The 17,724-nt window shown below is 43.2% G+C and carries 12 protein-coding genes; 4 read left to right on the top strand and 8 right to left on the bottom strand.

Going from position 1 to position 17,724, the window contains the following annotated elements; translation table 11 throughout:
• From AB5935_RS21210 to AB5935_RS21180, 7 genes are all read right to left on the bottom strand, one after another.
• The coding region (locus AB5935_RS21210) for a glycoside hydrolase family 43 protein (protein ID WP_410523940.1) at positions 1 to 878 on the bottom strand (878 nt) is incomplete at its 3' end.
• Between the two features lie 52 nt (positions 879 to 930).
• Complete coding sequence (locus AB5935_RS21205) at positions 931 to 2,307, bottom strand: glycoside hydrolase family 28 protein (protein ID WP_038611303.1); 1,377 nt, start codon at positions 2,305 to 2,307, stop codon at positions 931 to 933.
• A gap of 52 nt (positions 2,308 to 2,359) precedes the next feature.
• Positions 2,360 to 3,682, bottom strand: coding sequence for a family 43 glycosylhydrolase (locus AB5935_RS21200; RefSeq protein ID WP_038611306.1), 1,323 nt, complete (start codon positions 3,680 to 3,682; stop codon positions 2,360 to 2,362).
• A gap of 111 nt (positions 3,683 to 3,793) precedes the next feature.
• Positions 3,794 to 6,271: a glycoside hydrolase family 2 TIM barrel-domain containing protein gene (locus tag AB5935_RS21195; protein ID WP_038611308.1), complete on the bottom strand. Its 2,478-nt coding sequence runs from the start codon at positions 6,269 to 6,271 to the stop codon at positions 3,794 to 3,796.
• A 213-nt stretch (positions 6,272 to 6,484) separates the two neighbouring features.
• Positions 6,485 to 8,536, bottom strand: a complete 2,052-nt coding sequence (locus tag AB5935_RS21190) for a RagB/SusD family nutrient uptake outer membrane protein (RefSeq protein WP_038611311.1) — start codon at positions 8,534 to 8,536, stop codon at positions 6,485 to 6,487.
• 13 nt (positions 8,537 to 8,549) lie between these two features.
• Positions 8,550 to 12,038 (bottom strand): TonB-dependent receptor, encoded by a 3,489-nt coding sequence (locus AB5935_RS21185; RefSeq protein WP_227235885.1) that lies wholly within the window; start codon positions 12,036 to 12,038, stop codon positions 8,550 to 8,552.
• Between the two features lie 253 nt (positions 12,039 to 12,291).
• On the bottom strand, positions 12,292 to 13,305 hold the full coding sequence (locus AB5935_RS21180) for a FecR family protein (RefSeq protein ID WP_007840510.1): 1,014 nt from the start codon (positions 13,303 to 13,305) through the stop codon (positions 12,292 to 12,294).
• Positions 13,306 to 13,449: 144 nt separating this feature from the next.
• Here AB5935_RS21180 and AB5935_RS21175 point away from each other — a divergent pair, with 144 nt between their 5' ends.
• A complete protein-coding gene (locus AB5935_RS21175) occupies positions 13,450 to 14,016 on the top strand; it encodes an RNA polymerase sigma-70 factor (protein ID WP_008655734.1) in 567 nt (188 codons plus the stop codon).
• 192 nt (positions 14,017 to 14,208) lie between these two features.
• Here AB5935_RS21175 and AB5935_RS21170 read toward each other — a convergent pair whose 3' ends face one another.
• Positions 14,209 to 14,889: an HU family DNA-binding protein gene (locus AB5935_RS21170; protein WP_038611320.1), complete on the bottom strand. Its 681-nt coding sequence runs from the start codon at positions 14,887 to 14,889 to the stop codon at positions 14,209 to 14,211.
• Positions 14,890 to 15,217: 328 nt separating this feature from the next.
• On the opposite strand from AB5935_RS21170, the gene AB5935_RS21165 reads away from it, so the two are divergent.
• The 3 genes from AB5935_RS21165 (at position 15,218) to AB5935_RS21155 (ending at position 17,670) form a co-directional block, all read left to right on the top strand.
• Positions 15,218 to 16,579, top strand: a complete 1,362-nt coding sequence (locus tag AB5935_RS21165; RefSeq protein ID WP_038611323.1) for a DUF3874 domain-containing protein — start codon at positions 15,218 to 15,220, stop codon at positions 16,577 to 16,579.
• A gap of 61 nt (positions 16,580 to 16,640) precedes the next feature.
• Complete coding sequence (locus tag AB5935_RS21160) at positions 16,641 to 16,973, top strand: DUF1573 domain-containing protein (RefSeq protein ID WP_227235886.1); 333 nt, start codon at positions 16,641 to 16,643, stop codon at positions 16,971 to 16,973.
• Between the two features lie 94 nt (positions 16,974 to 17,067).
• Positions 17,068 to 17,670, top strand: coding sequence for an RNA polymerase sigma-70 factor (locus tag AB5935_RS21155; protein WP_368327547.1), 603 nt, complete (start codon positions 17,068 to 17,070; stop codon positions 17,668 to 17,670).
• The last annotated feature ends 54 nt before the right edge of the window (positions 17,671 to 17,724 follow it).

The following is a 17,724-nucleotide window of genomic DNA, read 5'->3' as shown; positions in this document are numbered from 1 at the left end:
CCTCCTTCCACAATTCGTTTACCGAGAAACACAGCATACCAATCTCCGGTCGGTGTCTGTACCAGATCGGCATGTCCGAGAGACTGCACAGGGTAGTCCTTGCCAAGATGGCGGTGTGTCAATACGGGATTGACGGTACAAGGTACATACGGTCCCCAGAGGGATTTAGCAGTGAGGGCGGTAACAGCATGGTTATAATCCGATCCTCCTTCAGCCATCAACAATAGATAGTGATCCTCTATTTTGTATAAATGAGGCCCTTCGGCGTACTTTGCATTAGCCGCATGACCATAGGCCAATGTTTTTCGTTCTCCGACCAGACATCTTTTTTGGAGGTCCAGCTCCTGCATCCATACGGCACACTGGGCAGGCCATGCGCTCTTAAAATCCCAGCGATTGCCTGTATAATAACAGCGTCCGTCCTCATCAAAAAAAAGAGAAGGGTCAATGCCGGGAGCATCTTTCAGCCACACCGGATCCGACCAGGGACCGGCCGGATTCTTGGCTGTCATGTAGAAATTGCCACCACAGCCATGAGCTGTGGTGATAAGATAGAATGTTCCATTATGATAACGCAAAGTGGGGGCCCAGATGCCGTCATTATCCGTCATACCGTTAAAGTCGATAGCCTTGGGATTGGTTAATGCATGACCGATAAGCGACCAGTTAGTCAGGTCACGGCTGTGATAAATAGGAAGTCCGGGAAACCATGTGAATGATGAAGTGACTAAATAATAATCTTCTCCTACCCGGCAGATGGAAGGATCTGGATGGAATCCCGTGCGAATGGGATTGGAAATGGAATCCGGGACAAGGGTTTCTCCCGTCATTCTTACACACAAAAGGACGGTGGCTAATAGTAAAATAAATCTTTTCATGTTCTTGTTTTATAGATAAGATTACGAATGATTGTAATGTCTCTATCAGTAATCAATTATTATATCTCAATTCTTCTAGTACTATATTTTCCGCATTTCTCACATACTTCACACTGTCTGTCAATTCCTTCACGTAGATATTTTTGACTGAAACATTGCTAATGGGTAACCGCTCATCTCCTTTCAAATCAAGAATAACCTCGGCACGATTAACCCAAATACTATCCATATAAAGATCGCGAATGTTTGTAATACTATCCTTGTAGGTGGGGACTAGGTCACGCCATTGATAGAGTACATCTGTATCTACTTCCATTACCCGTTGCATACGGCCGGCACGAACATTTTTCATCCAAATATTTTCAATAAATCCTCCTCTACGGTGGTTTGTCTTGGCAAAGAACAAACGAAATACTGAGTCTTGAGCCTCACAATGATGCATATAAATATTACGAACCCCTCCTGACATTTCACTTCCAATTCCCAAGAGAGTATGTGCATTGACAATGTGACAATCACGAATTACCACATTCTCAGTCGGTGTATTTAATCGCCACGCATCTTGATTACGCCCCGATTTAATAACCACACCATCATCACCTTGATCAAATTTACATTTTTCGATCAGAATATTGCGACTCATTTCCAAATCTATGCCATCGTTATTGTGTCCATGGGCATAAACATCAAGGTTACGGGCAATACCACCATCGCATAAGTACAAATGGATAGTCCAGAAGGGACTTTGGCGAATTTTAAAGCCGTCAAGCAGCACATTTTTACACCGATTGAATTGAATTAAATGAGGACGTAAATTATTTTCAGATACTGCCATCTGCCGTTGTTGCACAGAAACATCGGTTGATGCCATTGTATAAAGTTCTTTTAAAGCATTCATGTGAGCAACCGGACGTTTAAACCATTTCTTCCATGTTCCCATTTTCGGAGCAAGTGTTCCTTCTCCCGTAATTGCCACATTTTCGCAGTCGTACGCATAGACAAGTGGGGAATAGTTGTAGCATTCCATACCTTCCCATGTTGTCATCACAGCAGGTAAATAATCTTTCGGATTATCGGTAAAACGTACTACCGCATCTTTTTTCAAATGCAGGTTTACATTATTGGCCAAGTGAATAGGACCAGTCACCCACTCACCGGCAGGAATTACCACCCTTCCTCCACCTGCCTTAGAACAAGCCTGAACGGCTTGCTTGATAGCCTCTGTATTTACATGCATTGTATCAGCCACAGCGCCAAAGTCTGTGATTACGTAATCGCGCTCGGGGTAAATATATTCACAAATAGGTTCCATGGGGAAAGGTGCTTCCACGGAAATCATTCGATAGTCAGTCGAACGAGAGTCGCACGACGTGAATAAAACGGCAATGGATAGGACCATTGCAATGTTAATCAGATATTCTTTTTTCATGTGCCTTTTCTTTTTACTTGATTGTATCTGTTATCATACGTTTTCGGATAATTTAAAAATGATAGACATTGTCTATCGTTACGAAAGTGTCGTCACTTCCATAGATTGTTTTAGTCTTGTCTGTCCATACCGGTCGTATTCCTGTTACTTCAACCTGTAAGGTATAACTTGCCTCCGGCATTTTCGGTGTTATAATTCGAATTGCTTTTTCCGGATACTTACTGTAAAAATCCACCAATGAAGAATATACAGTATCCTTTTCCGCATTTAATACACTTACTTTGGCATACCCGCCATGAGGGTTTGTTTCTCCAACAATAGCAGCATGAGTTCCTTTGAACGCTATCTCCAACACGTCTCCTTTTTGATTGGACTTCCATGCCCCGTACAACTTTTTCCCTTTGTTCAGCGCGTCCGCCGGTTTTAGCTTCCTGATGTCCCATGCCTGCCAATATTCAGGGATGGATATTTTTGTTCCATCCACTTGTAAAGGCATCCATACATACGTGGCGGCTGAGGCCTGATGCGGATAAGACCAACGATCCCCCATAAACATAGGTATGGTATCGTTACCGCATTTCAGTGGGAATACAAATGTACTTTGCGAATTGTAGGTCAGCTTGCCTTCCGGGCAGAACAGCCCTTGTTTCGTCCAAGGACCTTCTATCTGGGGAGCCGTAAAATAGAAGTTGTCATTTTTCTCCCAACTGGTCAGGTTTGAGGTAAGCATGAAATAGACACCATTCTTTTTGAACATGGCCGGTGATTCGCCCATGCCTTTAATGTGGGCCACTTCAGCCTCTATCGAACGGTAATCATCACTTAACCGATAAACAGGGCCATGATGAATCAGTAAATATCCTTTTCCATCGGTGTCCTGAAAGGTTCCCATATCCCAGCGTTTTACAGGTTGTCCCTTATAGAGTAACGGTCCCTGCAACTGATAGTCACCTGCAATCGTTTTGCAGGTGGCTAAACCGATATAAGGGTCCTTGTATCCCATATCATCGGCATGCATCAGCATGATATACTCGCCCGTCTTAGGGCATTTCATCACTTTTACACGCTCACCTACGCGATTGGGGCCAAGGATGCCTTCGGGTTGGACTCTAAGGACAATGTTCTCGAATTTCCAGTTTACAAGGTCATCCGAAGAATAACATGAGAAGCCGGGGAAAGCGTTACTTTTGTCCGATTTCCATTCTCCGAAAAGATAATATCTTCCGTTTTCTTCCACAATACAAGCGCCATGTGCATTGACAATATTTCCCTTGTCATCAAACCATGGAATACCGTTGACTACTAAATTGTTTTGAGCTGTGGCTGTTCCTGCTTTCAATAAGAGGAACAACAAGAATAGTAAATATTTCATCATGTTCTTTTATTTTTTTGTTGGTAAATAATATACTCATAGTCCGTTCTATTCATTGGTATCTGAACCATAGATTAGAATTTATACTGCCTATTTTATAAAGATATAGCTTTTTTATTTCAAAAAAGTCTTTAATGAGAGTTTTTCTTTCAAATCAGCAGAACTAATTTTCAGCTTCACATTGCTGGGAGTTTTTGTGCTTCGGAGAATGATTTGCATCCTTCCCTGATACATTCGTTTGGAAGTTATGCCCTGAAAGAGCTCGTCCGTATAATGATCCCCGTTATCCAATGCCACCAACCGTGCCGCCCCTTCCATTTGTAAAGTAAGCGGCTCGTTGTAGTCCCATACCGGACGACCTTTTTTGTCTATAGCCGTCACGTTTATATATTGCAAGTCCATACCGTCTGCCTTCCAATCTGCCGGCGTTTCCGTCTCAATCTGGAGTGCCACAGCTTTTCCGGCAGTTTCGATACGATGACGAGCCACTTCTTTGCCCGACTTGTCACGAGCTATTGCCACCACAGAGCCACCGTTGCCATAAGGGACATCCTTCCAATAAATCATATTACGCAGGTTTGCCTGTGTTGTATCGTTTTGCTGGACTCCCATGCTTTGACCGTTTACCAACAACTCTACAGAATGTGCATTGGTATAAGTGAAGAGTGACTGTCTGCTGCCTGGGATATGATTCCAGCACTCGTTCAGCGCCATGCGTCCCACTGTGACGTCATTCCAACTGACGCTTTCCGCCCCCGCCGCATCGACCACGCCGATATGTACTTCGGGAATCTCCGGCATGAAAGCCGATTTAATAAGGTAAGCTTGGGGATAGGGGCGCATGGTATGGTCAAAGAAGGAGTAGTTCCAGCCTTTTTTGGGCCACTTGTTGGATTCTCCCCAATATTCGGCGGAGCCCCAATAGGCCATGCCCACCGTCCGTTTTCTGTCCATATTATAATAAGGCTGTAACAGCTTGCTGGTTTCAGCCTCACTTTGGAACAGGATAAGATCTGGCTGGTATTTCAAATAAGCGTCATATTTGTCCGACTGGTAATTGAACGATGCGACTTCTGTGGCGCAAGCCAGTTCGGGTGGTACCAAATAGTCGTTGAACTCCTTGTCATGCCGGGTTATAGCTCCCGCACGGGCGGGGAACATGGCTACAGTGGTGAGACGTGTATGATCCCATCTCTTTACCAGCTGGTTGAATATGTTATAGGTAGTGATTCCCCAATCGTTGGTTCCTTCGAAGCCTGCCCATCCTTCACGAATCTGAAGCTCGTTTCCCAAGCTCCACAAAATGATGGACGGACGGTTACGGTCGCGTTTGATCCATTCTGTAATCAGTTTGTGCCAGAGATAGGTGAACGGCTGGCGTCCGCCCCAATAGTCATTGTCACTCCATTTGTCCGTCAGTTCGTTCACCACCAGCATTCCCACACGGTCTGCAATGCGGGCAAAACTTTCACTGTACGGATTATGTGAGCAGCGGATGCAGTTGTAACCGAAGGATTTGAGTTGCAGCATCATGCGTTCGATTGCCCTGTCGTAACTGGCGGCTCCCAGCGCGCCCAGATCATGATGGTTGGCATTGCCCTGCAGGAATATCTTCTTCCCGTTGAGCTTGAAGCCGAATTCCGGTGAGAATTCCAGACTGCGGATACCGAACTGTTCGGTCAGGCTGTCCACCACCATACCGTCTGCCGTCACTACCACTTCAGCATTGTAGAGTTGTGGAAACTCACATGACCAAAGTTGCGGATTCTCTAGAGTAAACGCTGGTAATTTCACTTCCGTGCAGGTCTGGTGCGTATGTTCGGGCATACCGGATTGCACGGTGCCCACGATGACACCTTCCGGATTGCGGAGGATGGTCCGTACCCGTACATCATGCTTCTGCCAGCCGTCCACCTCAACCTGTACGGCTACCGTTGCCCGGGAGGAGGAAACCTCGGGGGTGGTGATATACACCCCGTGGCGAGCGATGTGTGTGGGATTCTGCACCTGCAGATATACATCACGGAACAGACCGCCTCCCGTGTACCAGCGTGAACCTTTCTTGGGACCAGTGGAAGCATAAACAGCTACCACGTTTTCTCCGTCGTGACTCAGAAAGGGGGTAAGGTCCGCTTCAAGCCCCACATATCCATAATCTGTCGAGGCTATTTTTGTACCGTTCAGATAGACATCTCCCAGATAAATGATACCTCCGAAATCCAGGATTACCCGTTTCCCTTTCCACGACGGATCGGTAGGGAAAGACTTGCGGTACCATCCTTCGCACATGGGTTTGAATCCGCGTGCACCTCCGCCGCTTTCAGTCCAGGGTTGTTCGAACTGGAAATCATGAGGAAGGTCCAGGGTACGCCAGGAGGAGTCATCCAAGGTAGGTGAGGCAAAATCGGTATTTTTATTCTCGTTTGTAACCAATTGGAATTTCCAGCCAAAGTTAAAAAGAACTTTCTGCTGTGATGCAAAATTTTCCAAAGGTACATTGACTAGAGGGGCTTTTTCCTGTGTTTTCTGATATTGGGCTGTTACTCCGACAGGAGCAAGCATCAAGAAGAAAGCGATAATGATGTTTTTCATTTGATACATTATTATAAAGAATGAACACCGATTTGTGTCGGCTCGTTTATTACGCAAATATCGGAATTATAAAGAGTTGCAGACATGGAATTTAGTTACAATACCTGTATTATCGTACAAAAAGCACATACGATGGCTACTCTTTTCTTATCAGTCGTATGATATCAAGTTATTAGGGCACTCCAATATTTTATGATTGGAATGCCCTCAAACTTATTTTTCAGCAGGCATATCCGGCACTATAGGCCAATATGGATTTTGATAGATAGGAGAATTTTCTACTGTTTTGTTATCGGGGGCAGTGATCAAAAACTGCTTGACCATAATGGGGTGCAGATAATGGGCCATACGCCAAGTAAAACCATTATAACAGGTTTGTTTAGAATTCTTTTGGTAAGGGCGCAAGTATTCGCTGACATTAGGTGAAGAGACATTGGATGCGTCTGATCCATCATACAGCAAATCTGTATACCAAGCCTGCATGGGGGTGTTCCATAAATGGAAACCTTCCGGTATATAAGGATGTTCGATCAACTGGTCCATAGCACGCCAACGGCATAAGTCCATATAACGAAGCCCATCCGCCATAAATTCGCATCGGCGCTCACGACGTATGTTATAGAGAGTTGCGTCTATTAACTTACCGCCGGAATACGCTCCCCAATCATTTTCTGCCTCTTTACTCATATCCGTTAAAGCAATAGTCTTTTGAAAATCCTCATCTACATGAGAACGACGGCGAATAATTTTCCAATATTCGGTCGCTGTTCCGTCCAAGGTACCATTCTTTTCATAACTGGCTTCCATGTAATTCAACAAGGCTTCTGTCGCACGATAAGCAATAGAGGCGGTATATCCTTTTGAATTGGAATAATATTTCTGATGAAAAGCTCCTCCTTTGCGTAAGGCATACCCAGTAACATAACGGCGTGCTCCGTCTGTAATGGTAATCAATGGATAAGTTTCTTCAACATTGGCTGTCTCACCAACCACATCTTTTATTAAGATGTTATGTTGTCCGGGTTCTTTCAGAAAGATAACCAATCTGCTGTCTCTGTTTTGACGAACGTCGTGTATGGTTTTGTCTCCCATATAATATCCGTCTCCGTTCATATAATCACCGTGGGTATAAACAGGAGTGCCGTCAGCCATCAAAAAGTTGTTCACAAAGCTGCGGGTGACACCTACGCCATTATTTCCCCAGCTGGCATAGACATTTACGTTGTGGTGTACTAAGTTATAAGCGTATCTGCGCCATAACAGCACTTCGTTGACTGAAGATAAATCTTCTTGAGCAAACATGTCAAAATAAGGGTTGGCAGTTTCGTTAGTTGACTGTTGCAGGACGCCTGTATTTTCTGTAAGTTTGTTTTTGTAGCGTTCTGCGATATCTTTAGAAGCCGTCATAGCGATTTCCAAAAAATAATCTATCTCACTGTCAATATTCCCACTGGGGTATTGATAAGTGGAATTGTAATCTTTTGCCTTGCCAGGCCAACCGTCACCATTGGGTACAAAAGCCGTATTCTTAAAATATTTCAACCAAGTACCTTCAAATAGAGCTACGCGCGACTTTAATAAAATGGCAGCATCTGCGTTAATTCTAGTTGTCGGCATGTTTTTAGCTTTTAATAAAGTAATAGCTTTATCCAAATCACTTAGAATAAAGCGCGCCACCTCATTGCGCGGTGATCGTTTACTGGCTTCACTCAATGCTTCTTTGTCATCCGGCAATGGGTGGATAATTATGGGAAAATCTCCAAATAGCTGATAACGTTTAAAGTATTCACAAGCACGTAGGAAAAATAATTCACCGATATAGTGTTTTATGCTGTTAAGGTCACCATTGATGGTATTGGCATTGCCACTCAGCTCGTTCCCATCAGCATTATTATCCCCAAATTTGGGCAACACATTCGATAATACAAAATTTATTTTGTATATTTTATCAAAATTCCAATTGCTGGTTTCCGCATTGTCCACTTTCCACAAGGTGGAAGTAAAACGATTGGGGGCTGTAACCTCTATTTGATTGTCCGTTGTTGCATCATCTTTGTAGATGCCGTATGTATTCCCAGTTCCGTGAGAGGGAAGAATATCAGAGTACAGATTATCTGCAGAGGCTTGAATGTGGGTTGCCTCTGTAAAATATACTTCCGGGGAAATAGATGCCTCAGGTACTTCATCCAAATAGTCATCGCAAGCAGTAAATGCAAATCCTGATGAAGCGATTAGTACAGATAAGAATATATGTTTTGTTTTCATTATATATGTATTATTAAAGTGTTAAACTTAAGCCAAAAGACCAGGTGCTTGATAACGGATAAGCATTACCACCATTACCGCCACTAATTGTTTCCGGATCAAACAGAGAAGACAATGATGTTCCGGTCCAAAGATTTTCTCCGGAAACGAACACACGGCATTTGGTCAATCCTATATTTTTCATCCATTTGGCTGGGAGAGTATAACCCAATTGGAAATTCTTTAAACGAATATAGGATGCATCTTGTAAATAACGGCTTTGGGTTTCTTGGTTTTTAGCGCCTTCCTTGAATACAGGTCGTGGATAATAAGCATCTAGGTTTGCCGGAAGTTCGTGTCCGTCGATACCTATTGCCTGAGCGCGGAAATAATTTTGATGTTCTACCAAGCCACGGGCATGCCAAATGTCTTTATCTCCTCTTACACCAAATAGATAACCGCAGAAATTATCTTTTCCCCAATAATCCCGTTTCATTACTCCTTGGAAGAAAAAACGAACATCAAAGCCTTTCCAATCTGCATTTAGATCAATACCAAAGAAATATCGGGGAGTGCTGTTACCAATAACTTTCAAATCGCCATGATCGTCTAGTGTGCTGGCACCTTTAGATATTTTTCCGTCACCGTTCAAATCACGATACATAATATCACCGGCAGACCATTTGGAACCAATCGCTTCTTGCCCTCCTTTGGGTAATGAAGATAGATGAGCTTGCATCTCTTCTTCAGATTTAGCTATTCCTATTGTTTGCAATCCCCAGATTTCACCTATTTCTCGTCCTTCAACGTATTTGTTCAAACCAATAGTGTTAGTGGCATTGCTTGGATAGCTGGTGACAATAGTCTTAGCGTCTGAAAGGGTGAAAGTAGCACTATATCCCAATCCGTTATTTAAACGGTCTCTCCAACCGATAGATAATTCCCAACCGTTTGTCCTCAAATTACAGTTATTGGTTTTAGGGGCAGAGGTACCTAGTGTAAAAGGAAGTTCAGGGGCAGGTCCCACCATGCCGTCTGTATAACGAATGTAGTAATCAAAACTACCTGTCAGACGGTTATTGAAGAAACCATAGTCAAAACCGACATCCCAAGTACGGACTTTTTCCCATGTTAAAGAGTTGCTGACTAAATCACCTGGTTCTGCTGTATTAGGTTTTTGGCTGTCTTGTAACCATGTTCCATTAGATGATTTTAGTATCATGTCACGATAGGTAGGATACCATGCTGTAGTATTCTGGTTGCCCAATTCACCGTAAGAAACACGCAATTTTAATGTGTTGGCTATATCTGTCAGCGACTCCCAGAATTTTTCCTGAGCGATGTTCCAGCCTAAAGAGAATGAAGGAGACCATTGCCAGCGACTTCCTCGACGGAAACGGGAAGAACCGTCGTAACGCATGTTGATTTCTGCTAAATAGCGACCCATATAATCGTAGTTTAAACGGCCGAAGAAACCAGCTGTTTTCCACCTCTTACCATTTCCGTTAGCTTTAGTTGCCTTGACATTACCTTTCCCGTCCAATCCGGTTGTGATATCAAAATAAGGCATGCCCCCTATCATGATACCATATTTTTGTGTGGATGAAAATTCCTGTTGCATACTTTCGGTTTGGAAACCAAGCATAATTTTCGTGTTATGAACGTTGTTAAAAGAATGGAAGTACTCGCTATAAATATTCAAATTCAAGTAATTCTCTTTTGTCTGGTCTTGATAAAGGTAAGAATCTTTATTTGTATTTATCACATTTCCTTCTATATCATGGTTATAAACAGGAAGAGAAGTTTCTTTTACTGAAGAGTTTTTTATACTGTAGTTGAATTCTACATGGGTAGTCCAATTCTTTATTGGTTCAATGATTAAAGAAGCCTGCTGGTAAAGACGGTCTGTTTGCGCATTGCGCTTTCCTCCTTCAAACAGGTTTTGAACAGGATTGGTCCAACCATTGTCAAGATAGTATCCATTGGGATCTTTAACCGGTAAATTGGGCCAAGTAGCTCTTCCCAGCTGATCATAAAAAGAACTGTTAAAGCTGGTAGGACGCCATACATCATTGCGTGTAAAGCGTGTGCTGTAGTTGAATTTTAACCATGGAGTCAGATTGGTATTGATTTTAGCTGTCACATTATAACGCTGAAGTCCGTCATCACCGGCTTTTAACAAACCTCCTTGATCTAAATAATTGAAGGAAGCATAATAGGCAACAATATCACTTCCTCCGTTGAGGCTGACATTATGTTCTTGAGAAAAGGTTGAAGATTTATAAACTTCATCATACCAGTTAGTGTTTGCCCAAGCTGTTGTAAACGGGTCATATTCAGGCTTACCCCATTGACCGTTGGATGAAGCTTTGACTCCTCCCGTACTGCCTCCACCAGCGGCTTGCCAATTCAACATTTCCTGCATCAGGTCTTCGGTAAAGATAAGTCCGCCACCTTGGTTAAGAGAACCACTGTTCATGAAATTGGCAAATGTATAAGAGTCCATCATTTCCGGCATATTTATTGGAGTAGATATACGGAAACTGTTGTTATAATTTACGTTGGTCTTTCCTTTTTTGCCCGATTTGGTTGTTACCAAAATGACCCCGAAGGGGGCACGGGAACCATAGATGGATGATGCGGCAGCATCTTTCAATACAGAAATATTTTCTATGTCTTGAGGGTTGACTGTATTTAAATCTCCTTCCATTCCGTCAATTAGAATAAGAGGTGCACCGCTAGAACCTTCGCCAATAGTTCCTGTACCACGGATACTGATATCTGCGGTCTTGTCCAGTTCACCCGTACTTGTTGATATCTGCAAACCTGGTACCAGTCCTTGCAAGGCTTGTGTAGCTGAGGTTACAGGACGCGATTCTAACTCTTTAGCTGTAGCAAGCCCTACAGCTCCTGTCAGATTCACTTTCTTTTGCGTACCAAATCCAACAACGACCACTTCATCAAGAGTTTCTGTATCTTCCTTTAATACAACATTAAGTTCTTTCTTTCCAGAAACTTTCACTTCTTGAGAAACATATCCGATGTATGTAATCTGTAAAACGGCATCTTTTGGAGTATCCAGAACGAACCGCCCGTCTATATCTGTGATTGTACCTGTTGACTGGCCTTTTACGATGACATTGGCACCGATTATCGGTTCGCCATTCGCATCTTTTACAATACCTGTCGCCTTAATTTGTCCTTGCTGTATTCCTTGCACAATCTCAGTAGAAAGAATAATTTTCTTTTCAAGCACTGAATACTTCACATTCGTCCCTGCGAAAATCTGGTCTAGTATCTTGAATATATTATTGTTGTTTGCCGAAACTGATACAATACGTTTCAGATCTACGTGTTTATTGTTGAAGAAGAAATCAAACCCCGATTCTTTTTTCAGCTTTTCCAACACAGTGCCAACTGTTTCATTACGTACTTCAAGACTGATCATGGTCTTTTGCGCATACGACTCTGCCGCATAAGTCATACTTAACGAACAGATTAAAAAGAGTACACTTAGTTTCATAGGTAATGGAGTTTTATTTAAGATTAACCTACACGACTTTATCATCCATAATAATTGGACGCTAAAATAATTTTTCATAATTTTGTAATTGAGATAAAGTTAATAAAATGTTGTCTTTGCTTGTCGCCAAACAAGCATAGAAAGATGATTTTTCATACGGGGTGATACGCCAATATCCTCCCGTATGTTTTTTGTTTAGGGAGCCTGTTGTCTGTTCATTTTTCTAGTATTTAAATTAAGGGTTAAACGTATATTAGTACACTTCTATTTTCAGCTTTTCCGTTTTTATATCTGCACTGTCAATGTACCGCCAGCGTATACGGGAAGAAATCCGGAAATATTCCATAATACGCTCCAGACGCTGATGGGTGAATGTTCCTGTGAACGAACAGCCTTTTAGTTCCTTGTTGGATAATACGAATTCCACATTGAACCGCTTGCCAAGCATGTGCAGCACTTCATCCAGCGGAGTGTCATTAAAGATGAGCTTGCCATCTTTCCATGAAATCTCCGATTCGCCCGAAGTGACGTAACACTTGATATCCCCGGTTTGTGGGGAATAAACTAACTTCTGTCTGGGGGAGAGCATACTCTTTTGAAATTTTCCTTTGTTATTCTTATAAATAAACCCTACGCTGCCTTTGATAAGCGTGGTGGAAATGGGAGTTTCATTACCGTATGCTTCCACATTGAAACTTGTTCCGTACACCTCCACCTGAGAATGATGAGGGGTGGAGACGATGAATCGTTTCCGGGGATGATGGGTCACATCGAAATAAGCTTCACCGTTTAACTCCACTTGGCGTACATCGCCGGCGAAAAAGGTGGGATAGCGGAGGGAGGATTCCGAATTGAGGTGAACTACCGTGCTGTCCGGTAACAGGACGGAGGTAGTCATGCCTGCATTGGTTTTTATTTCCACCATCTGAGCGGTGACTACCGGCTGCCGTCTGCCCGGATACAGAGCCAATACACCTATCAGGAGGGGAACGGACAGGATGGCCGCAATGCGTTGTGTCCATCCCCACCAGGACAGGTTTCTAACCTTTGTTTTGCTTTTTACCTTATCTAACGCTTTTTCCGTATCTATTTTCTTTGTGATATGCTGTGTGTCTACAGCCAGATAGAGCGTATTCAGCTGCCTGGCTATATGTAAATGTTCCTCGTCGGCATTCAGCCATGCTTCTATCTGTTCATTTTCCGGAGGAGTGGTTTTCCCTTCGAAATATTTAGTTAACAAAGTTTCTATATCGGTATGGTTTTCCATAAATTATGCTTTAATTTCTTCCTTTATATTATTAAGACAAGCGAGAATGAAAAGTATCTAAACGAAAAATGCTTTTTTTTCAAAAAAAAGTTTTTTCCGATAAAAACCGCTATCTTTGTGCGCAAGGAAAACAGTTATTATACTATGAATCATACCGTCGAAGACTTGTCTTTGCTTAATGCTCTCCGACAGGGGGATGGTAATGCTTTTGACCATTTATTCAGAAGATACTATCCTATGCTGTGTGCCTATGCCCACCGGTTGGTATCGTTGGAAGATGCCGAAGAGATTGTTCAGGAGGTAATGTTATGGCTATGGGAGAATCGTGGGGATTTGATAATCGAGTCTTCATTGAATCAGTATTTGTTCAAAATGACTTATCGGAGGGTCTTGAACCACTTGACGCGGGAACAGGTGAAAACCAAGGCTGAAGCTGCCTTTTATGAGAGGACACAGGCGGCATTGTGTGAAGTGGACTATGCTCGTTTTGAGGAATTGGACCGGAAAATAAAGGAGGCGATGGCTGCTCTGCCCGACAGTTATCGGGAGGCTTTTGTGATGCATCGCTTTAAGGAACTGAGTTATAAAGAAATTGCCGAAGTGCTGGATGTGTCACCACAGACGGTGGCTTACCGCATCCAGCAGGCATTGAAGCTGCTTCGTGTTTCCTTAAAGGATTATTTGCCCATGCTGGTATGGCTGGTGGGCTGAAAAGTACCTCTCCCGAAGTTTTCCCAGTTTTTTCCTTCAAATCCTTCAGTTTCTTCGCAAACGCTCGTCAATAAAGAAAAGCGGCTGAAGGATTTCCTCCCGGAATTCCTTCAGCCTAGTGTAGAAGTTTCAGCTCTTTATGGTTTGAGCTTCGTTTGTAGAAGTTTTCTATTATATTGTTTCGTTGTATATTTACTTTATTGTCAGGTCCATGTCGTTTGTTGCCGATACGTTTTCCGTTTCGTTCTTCGGTTCGGGCAGTTTCTCTTTTCCGTAGAATCCCGGCATCGGTTCATAGATGGGGTTACGTGGAATGGAGATATTGCGCAGTTTTTTGTCTTTCGCCAGTTGGGCGATATAACGTCCTGCAGTGGCACGTGTCAGTCCGCATAACGATTCAAACTTCCGGCGTGTCAGCACGCTGTTTGTCAGGAAGTATTCCGTCAATGCCTCGTCTATACTCTCTTTTGTCACCGGCATGGAGTGCGGCTTGTATTTCGAACGCTCGGTCTTAACGTCGCTCAACTGATGCTTCAGGTATTTGTCCGCACGGAATGTCACCGATTTGAATTTCACCTTGTTGGCACGTGTGGAGCTTGGTGTCCGTGTCTCGGGGCAGGTAAGCGATATATGGAAATACCCTATCCCTTCGATGTGCACCCGGGCGCCGTCTTTCAAGTAATAGGCCAGTTTCTCGCTGAGCGAGATGATGGTTGCCTTGATGTCTGCCACGGTGAGCGAGGAGCCGTACTGTATTTCCCGTGCCAGATAGTCGGTGTTGATGCGCTGCCAGTTTACTACACGGGCATGATAGCGCTTCTTGCGCGTACCTATCGTATTGGGTGATTCATAAAATTCAAATTTGATAGCCATTCGCTTATTTGTTTTTATCCGGTTGTTTATGCTTTCTTGTACGGAAGAGTTTGCTGCAACTTCCTTTCAAGTTAATCATTTCACTTGGGTGATGAAATTATATCACTAAAGTGATGAAGTTGTATCACTCAAGTGATGAAACTTCATCATTCCAGTGAAATGATTAACTTGACGGTGCAAAAGTATGAAATAGTCTTGATAAAAACGAATAATTTCCCTGTTATTTTCGCTTAGTCACTTTTTTGCAGTAGTGTGTAGTAAATACTTGTAAAAGAGTATTTTGTATGTTATCTTTGTGATATTACACAACCCCAAATAATGAAAAAGGATGAAAAAATTAGTGGAAAAATTACTGAATTGGTGCAAAAAGAGTATGAAAATGAGGATATGCGTGGGAAAAAGTGCGAATACGGAAAGAGTGTTGCCTTCAATGGCTATGGAAACGGTGGGCGAAACTGTTCTTCCAGCGGCTGTCGAGGCAGTTGGTATGGCAGAAACTATCGATGAAAAGGCGGTTTCTGGCAAATCGGGGCGCAAGAAACCGGAGAATATGCTGGAGGCCTTGCAGTGCTTTTTGACCGCACGGTATGATTTTCGTTATAACCTTCTCACCGAACAGACGGAGTATCGTGGAAAAGAGATGCCGGATGAAGAGTATGGTATAGTGGCTCAACGTGATTTGAATACATTCTGCCTGGAGGCGCGTACCGGCGGCATCAATTGCTGGGATAAGGATGTGAGCCGTTTGCTCCATTCCAGAAAGGTGGAAAACTATCATCCTTTTCTGCATTATATGAACCACTTGCCTCAATGGGACGGGGTGGATCGTGTTACTCCGCTGGCCATGCGTATATCGCGTAAACCGATGTGGGTGAAAGGGTTTCACCGTTGGATGCTGGGTGTTGCTGCCCAATGGCTGGGGCAGGCACAGGATTGCGCCAATGCGGTGGCGCCTATGTTGGTGAGCCGTGAGCAGGGGAAGCGCAAGTCTTCTTTTTGCAAGATTTTGATGCCTAAGGAACTTACACCTTATTATATAGACAAGTTCGACCTGACGAGCGAGAGTGGATGTGAACAGAAACTTTCGCTTTTCGGACTGATCAATATGGATGAGTTCGATAAGTACCGTGCCGGACAGATGCCTGCTTTGAAGAATCTGATGCAGATGACCACACTAACTTTCCGCAGGGCACATCGTCCGGCATTCAGTCATCTGCCTCGTATCGCCTCTTTCATCGGTACGTCCAATATGACGGACTTGCTGACTGATCCCACAGGAAGCCGCCGTTTTCTTTGTGCGGAAGTGGATGATAAGATTGACTGCACACCGCCCGATCATGCGCAATTGTTCGCTCAGTTGAAAGCGGAGTTGGTCGGGGGAGAGCGTTACTGGTTCTCGGAAGAGGAAGAGAAGGAGATACAGCATAGCAATCGGAATTTTTATAAAATGCCTGCCGAGCAGGAACTGTTTTTGCGTTGTTTCCGGATGCCGCAAAAAGGGGAGCTGTCCAAGCCCTATACCACGACGGATTTGTTCAATTATTTGCAGAAGCATTATCCGGCAGCCATGCGCGGGGTGACTCCGAATCGGTTGGGCAGGATGATGGTTGCATTAGGAATACAACGCATTCATACCGAGTATGGCAATGTGTACCGGCTGGTGAAGCTGAAGGATTCTTCCGCGGCCTGAAGCTTTTTCCCGGTGTGATCTTTCAGCCGGAACGCCCTCCGGCAAAGGGTTTGCGGGAGGGATGAAGCTTTTGAAGGATTTTTCAGGGGGAATCGCATATGGCGAAATAAATGAAAAAGATTGCTTATCGATTTGTTTGTTCGACTTTTTTAGTGGTGGCGTTTTTATCTATAAAAACACGAGAAGTGACAGTTTACATATTTATTACATTGTTTCTTCTTGTGATTGTCTGGAAACGAGATGCTCCAAGTATCATGCTGCTCCGGGAGATACTTTACAGTTGAAAGTTTCCTTCCAGTCGGACAGTATAGAGGTGTTTGTCCGTGAACTTTATATTTATGGCAACTTTCCCTCTTTGCCACTTAGTCTGACGGTGGAGGGCGATTGCATATAAGGCAAGCTCATAGCATATAAGAGAAAGAATTAACAGGATAATTTTGTTTTTATCGAAGGTTTATTACTAACTTTGCTCTACCATCGTAATATGGATGAAAAGCACAACCGATATACAAATGAGCAAAATACCTGGAAATTCTTTTAATGATATCTATACCTCTTATTATAAGAAGTCTTTTTTCTTTGCCAAATCATACGTTCATAATGATTTGGCAGCAGAAGATATTGCCTCCGAGGCATTAATAAAGTTGTGGGAAAAGTTGAAGGCCGAGCCTGTTGAAGAGAAATATATCTTACCGTTATTACTGACAATTTTGAAGAACAAGGCTTTGGACTATCTAAAGCACGAGGAGGTAAAACGCAGTGCTTTTGAAGTGATGGCCGACTGGCAACAACAGGAATTGTCTATTCGTATGTCTGCCTTGGAAGCGTGCAATCCTGATGAGATTTTTTCGGAAGAAGTGGAAAAAATCATCAGTGCTACTTTAAGCACCTTGTCGGAACAGACGCGACGGGCGTTTATTTTGAGCCGTTTTGAAAATAAATCTAATAAAGAGATTGCCGAAGAGATGGAAATCTCTATAAAGGGGGTGGAATATCATATATCAAAAGCATTGAAAGTACTGCGGGTGACTTTAAAAGATTATCTTCCTTTATTTTATTTCTTCTTTTATTATCCTCAAATCCGCAACTAAGCCCTTGAACGTCCTTATTGCGTTTACACGTCCTCTCATTACTGAATTTGCAGA

The sequence above is a fragment of the Phocaeicola sp. RTP21198st1_B8_RTP21198_201120 genome (genome assembly GCF_040929485.1).
GTDB classification, from domain to species: Bacteria; Bacteroidota; Bacteroidia; order Bacteroidales; family Bacteroidaceae; genus Phocaeicola; species Phocaeicola dorei.
Note: the sequence above shows the minus strand (reverse complement) of the source record. Positions and strands in the feature narration are given on the sequence as shown.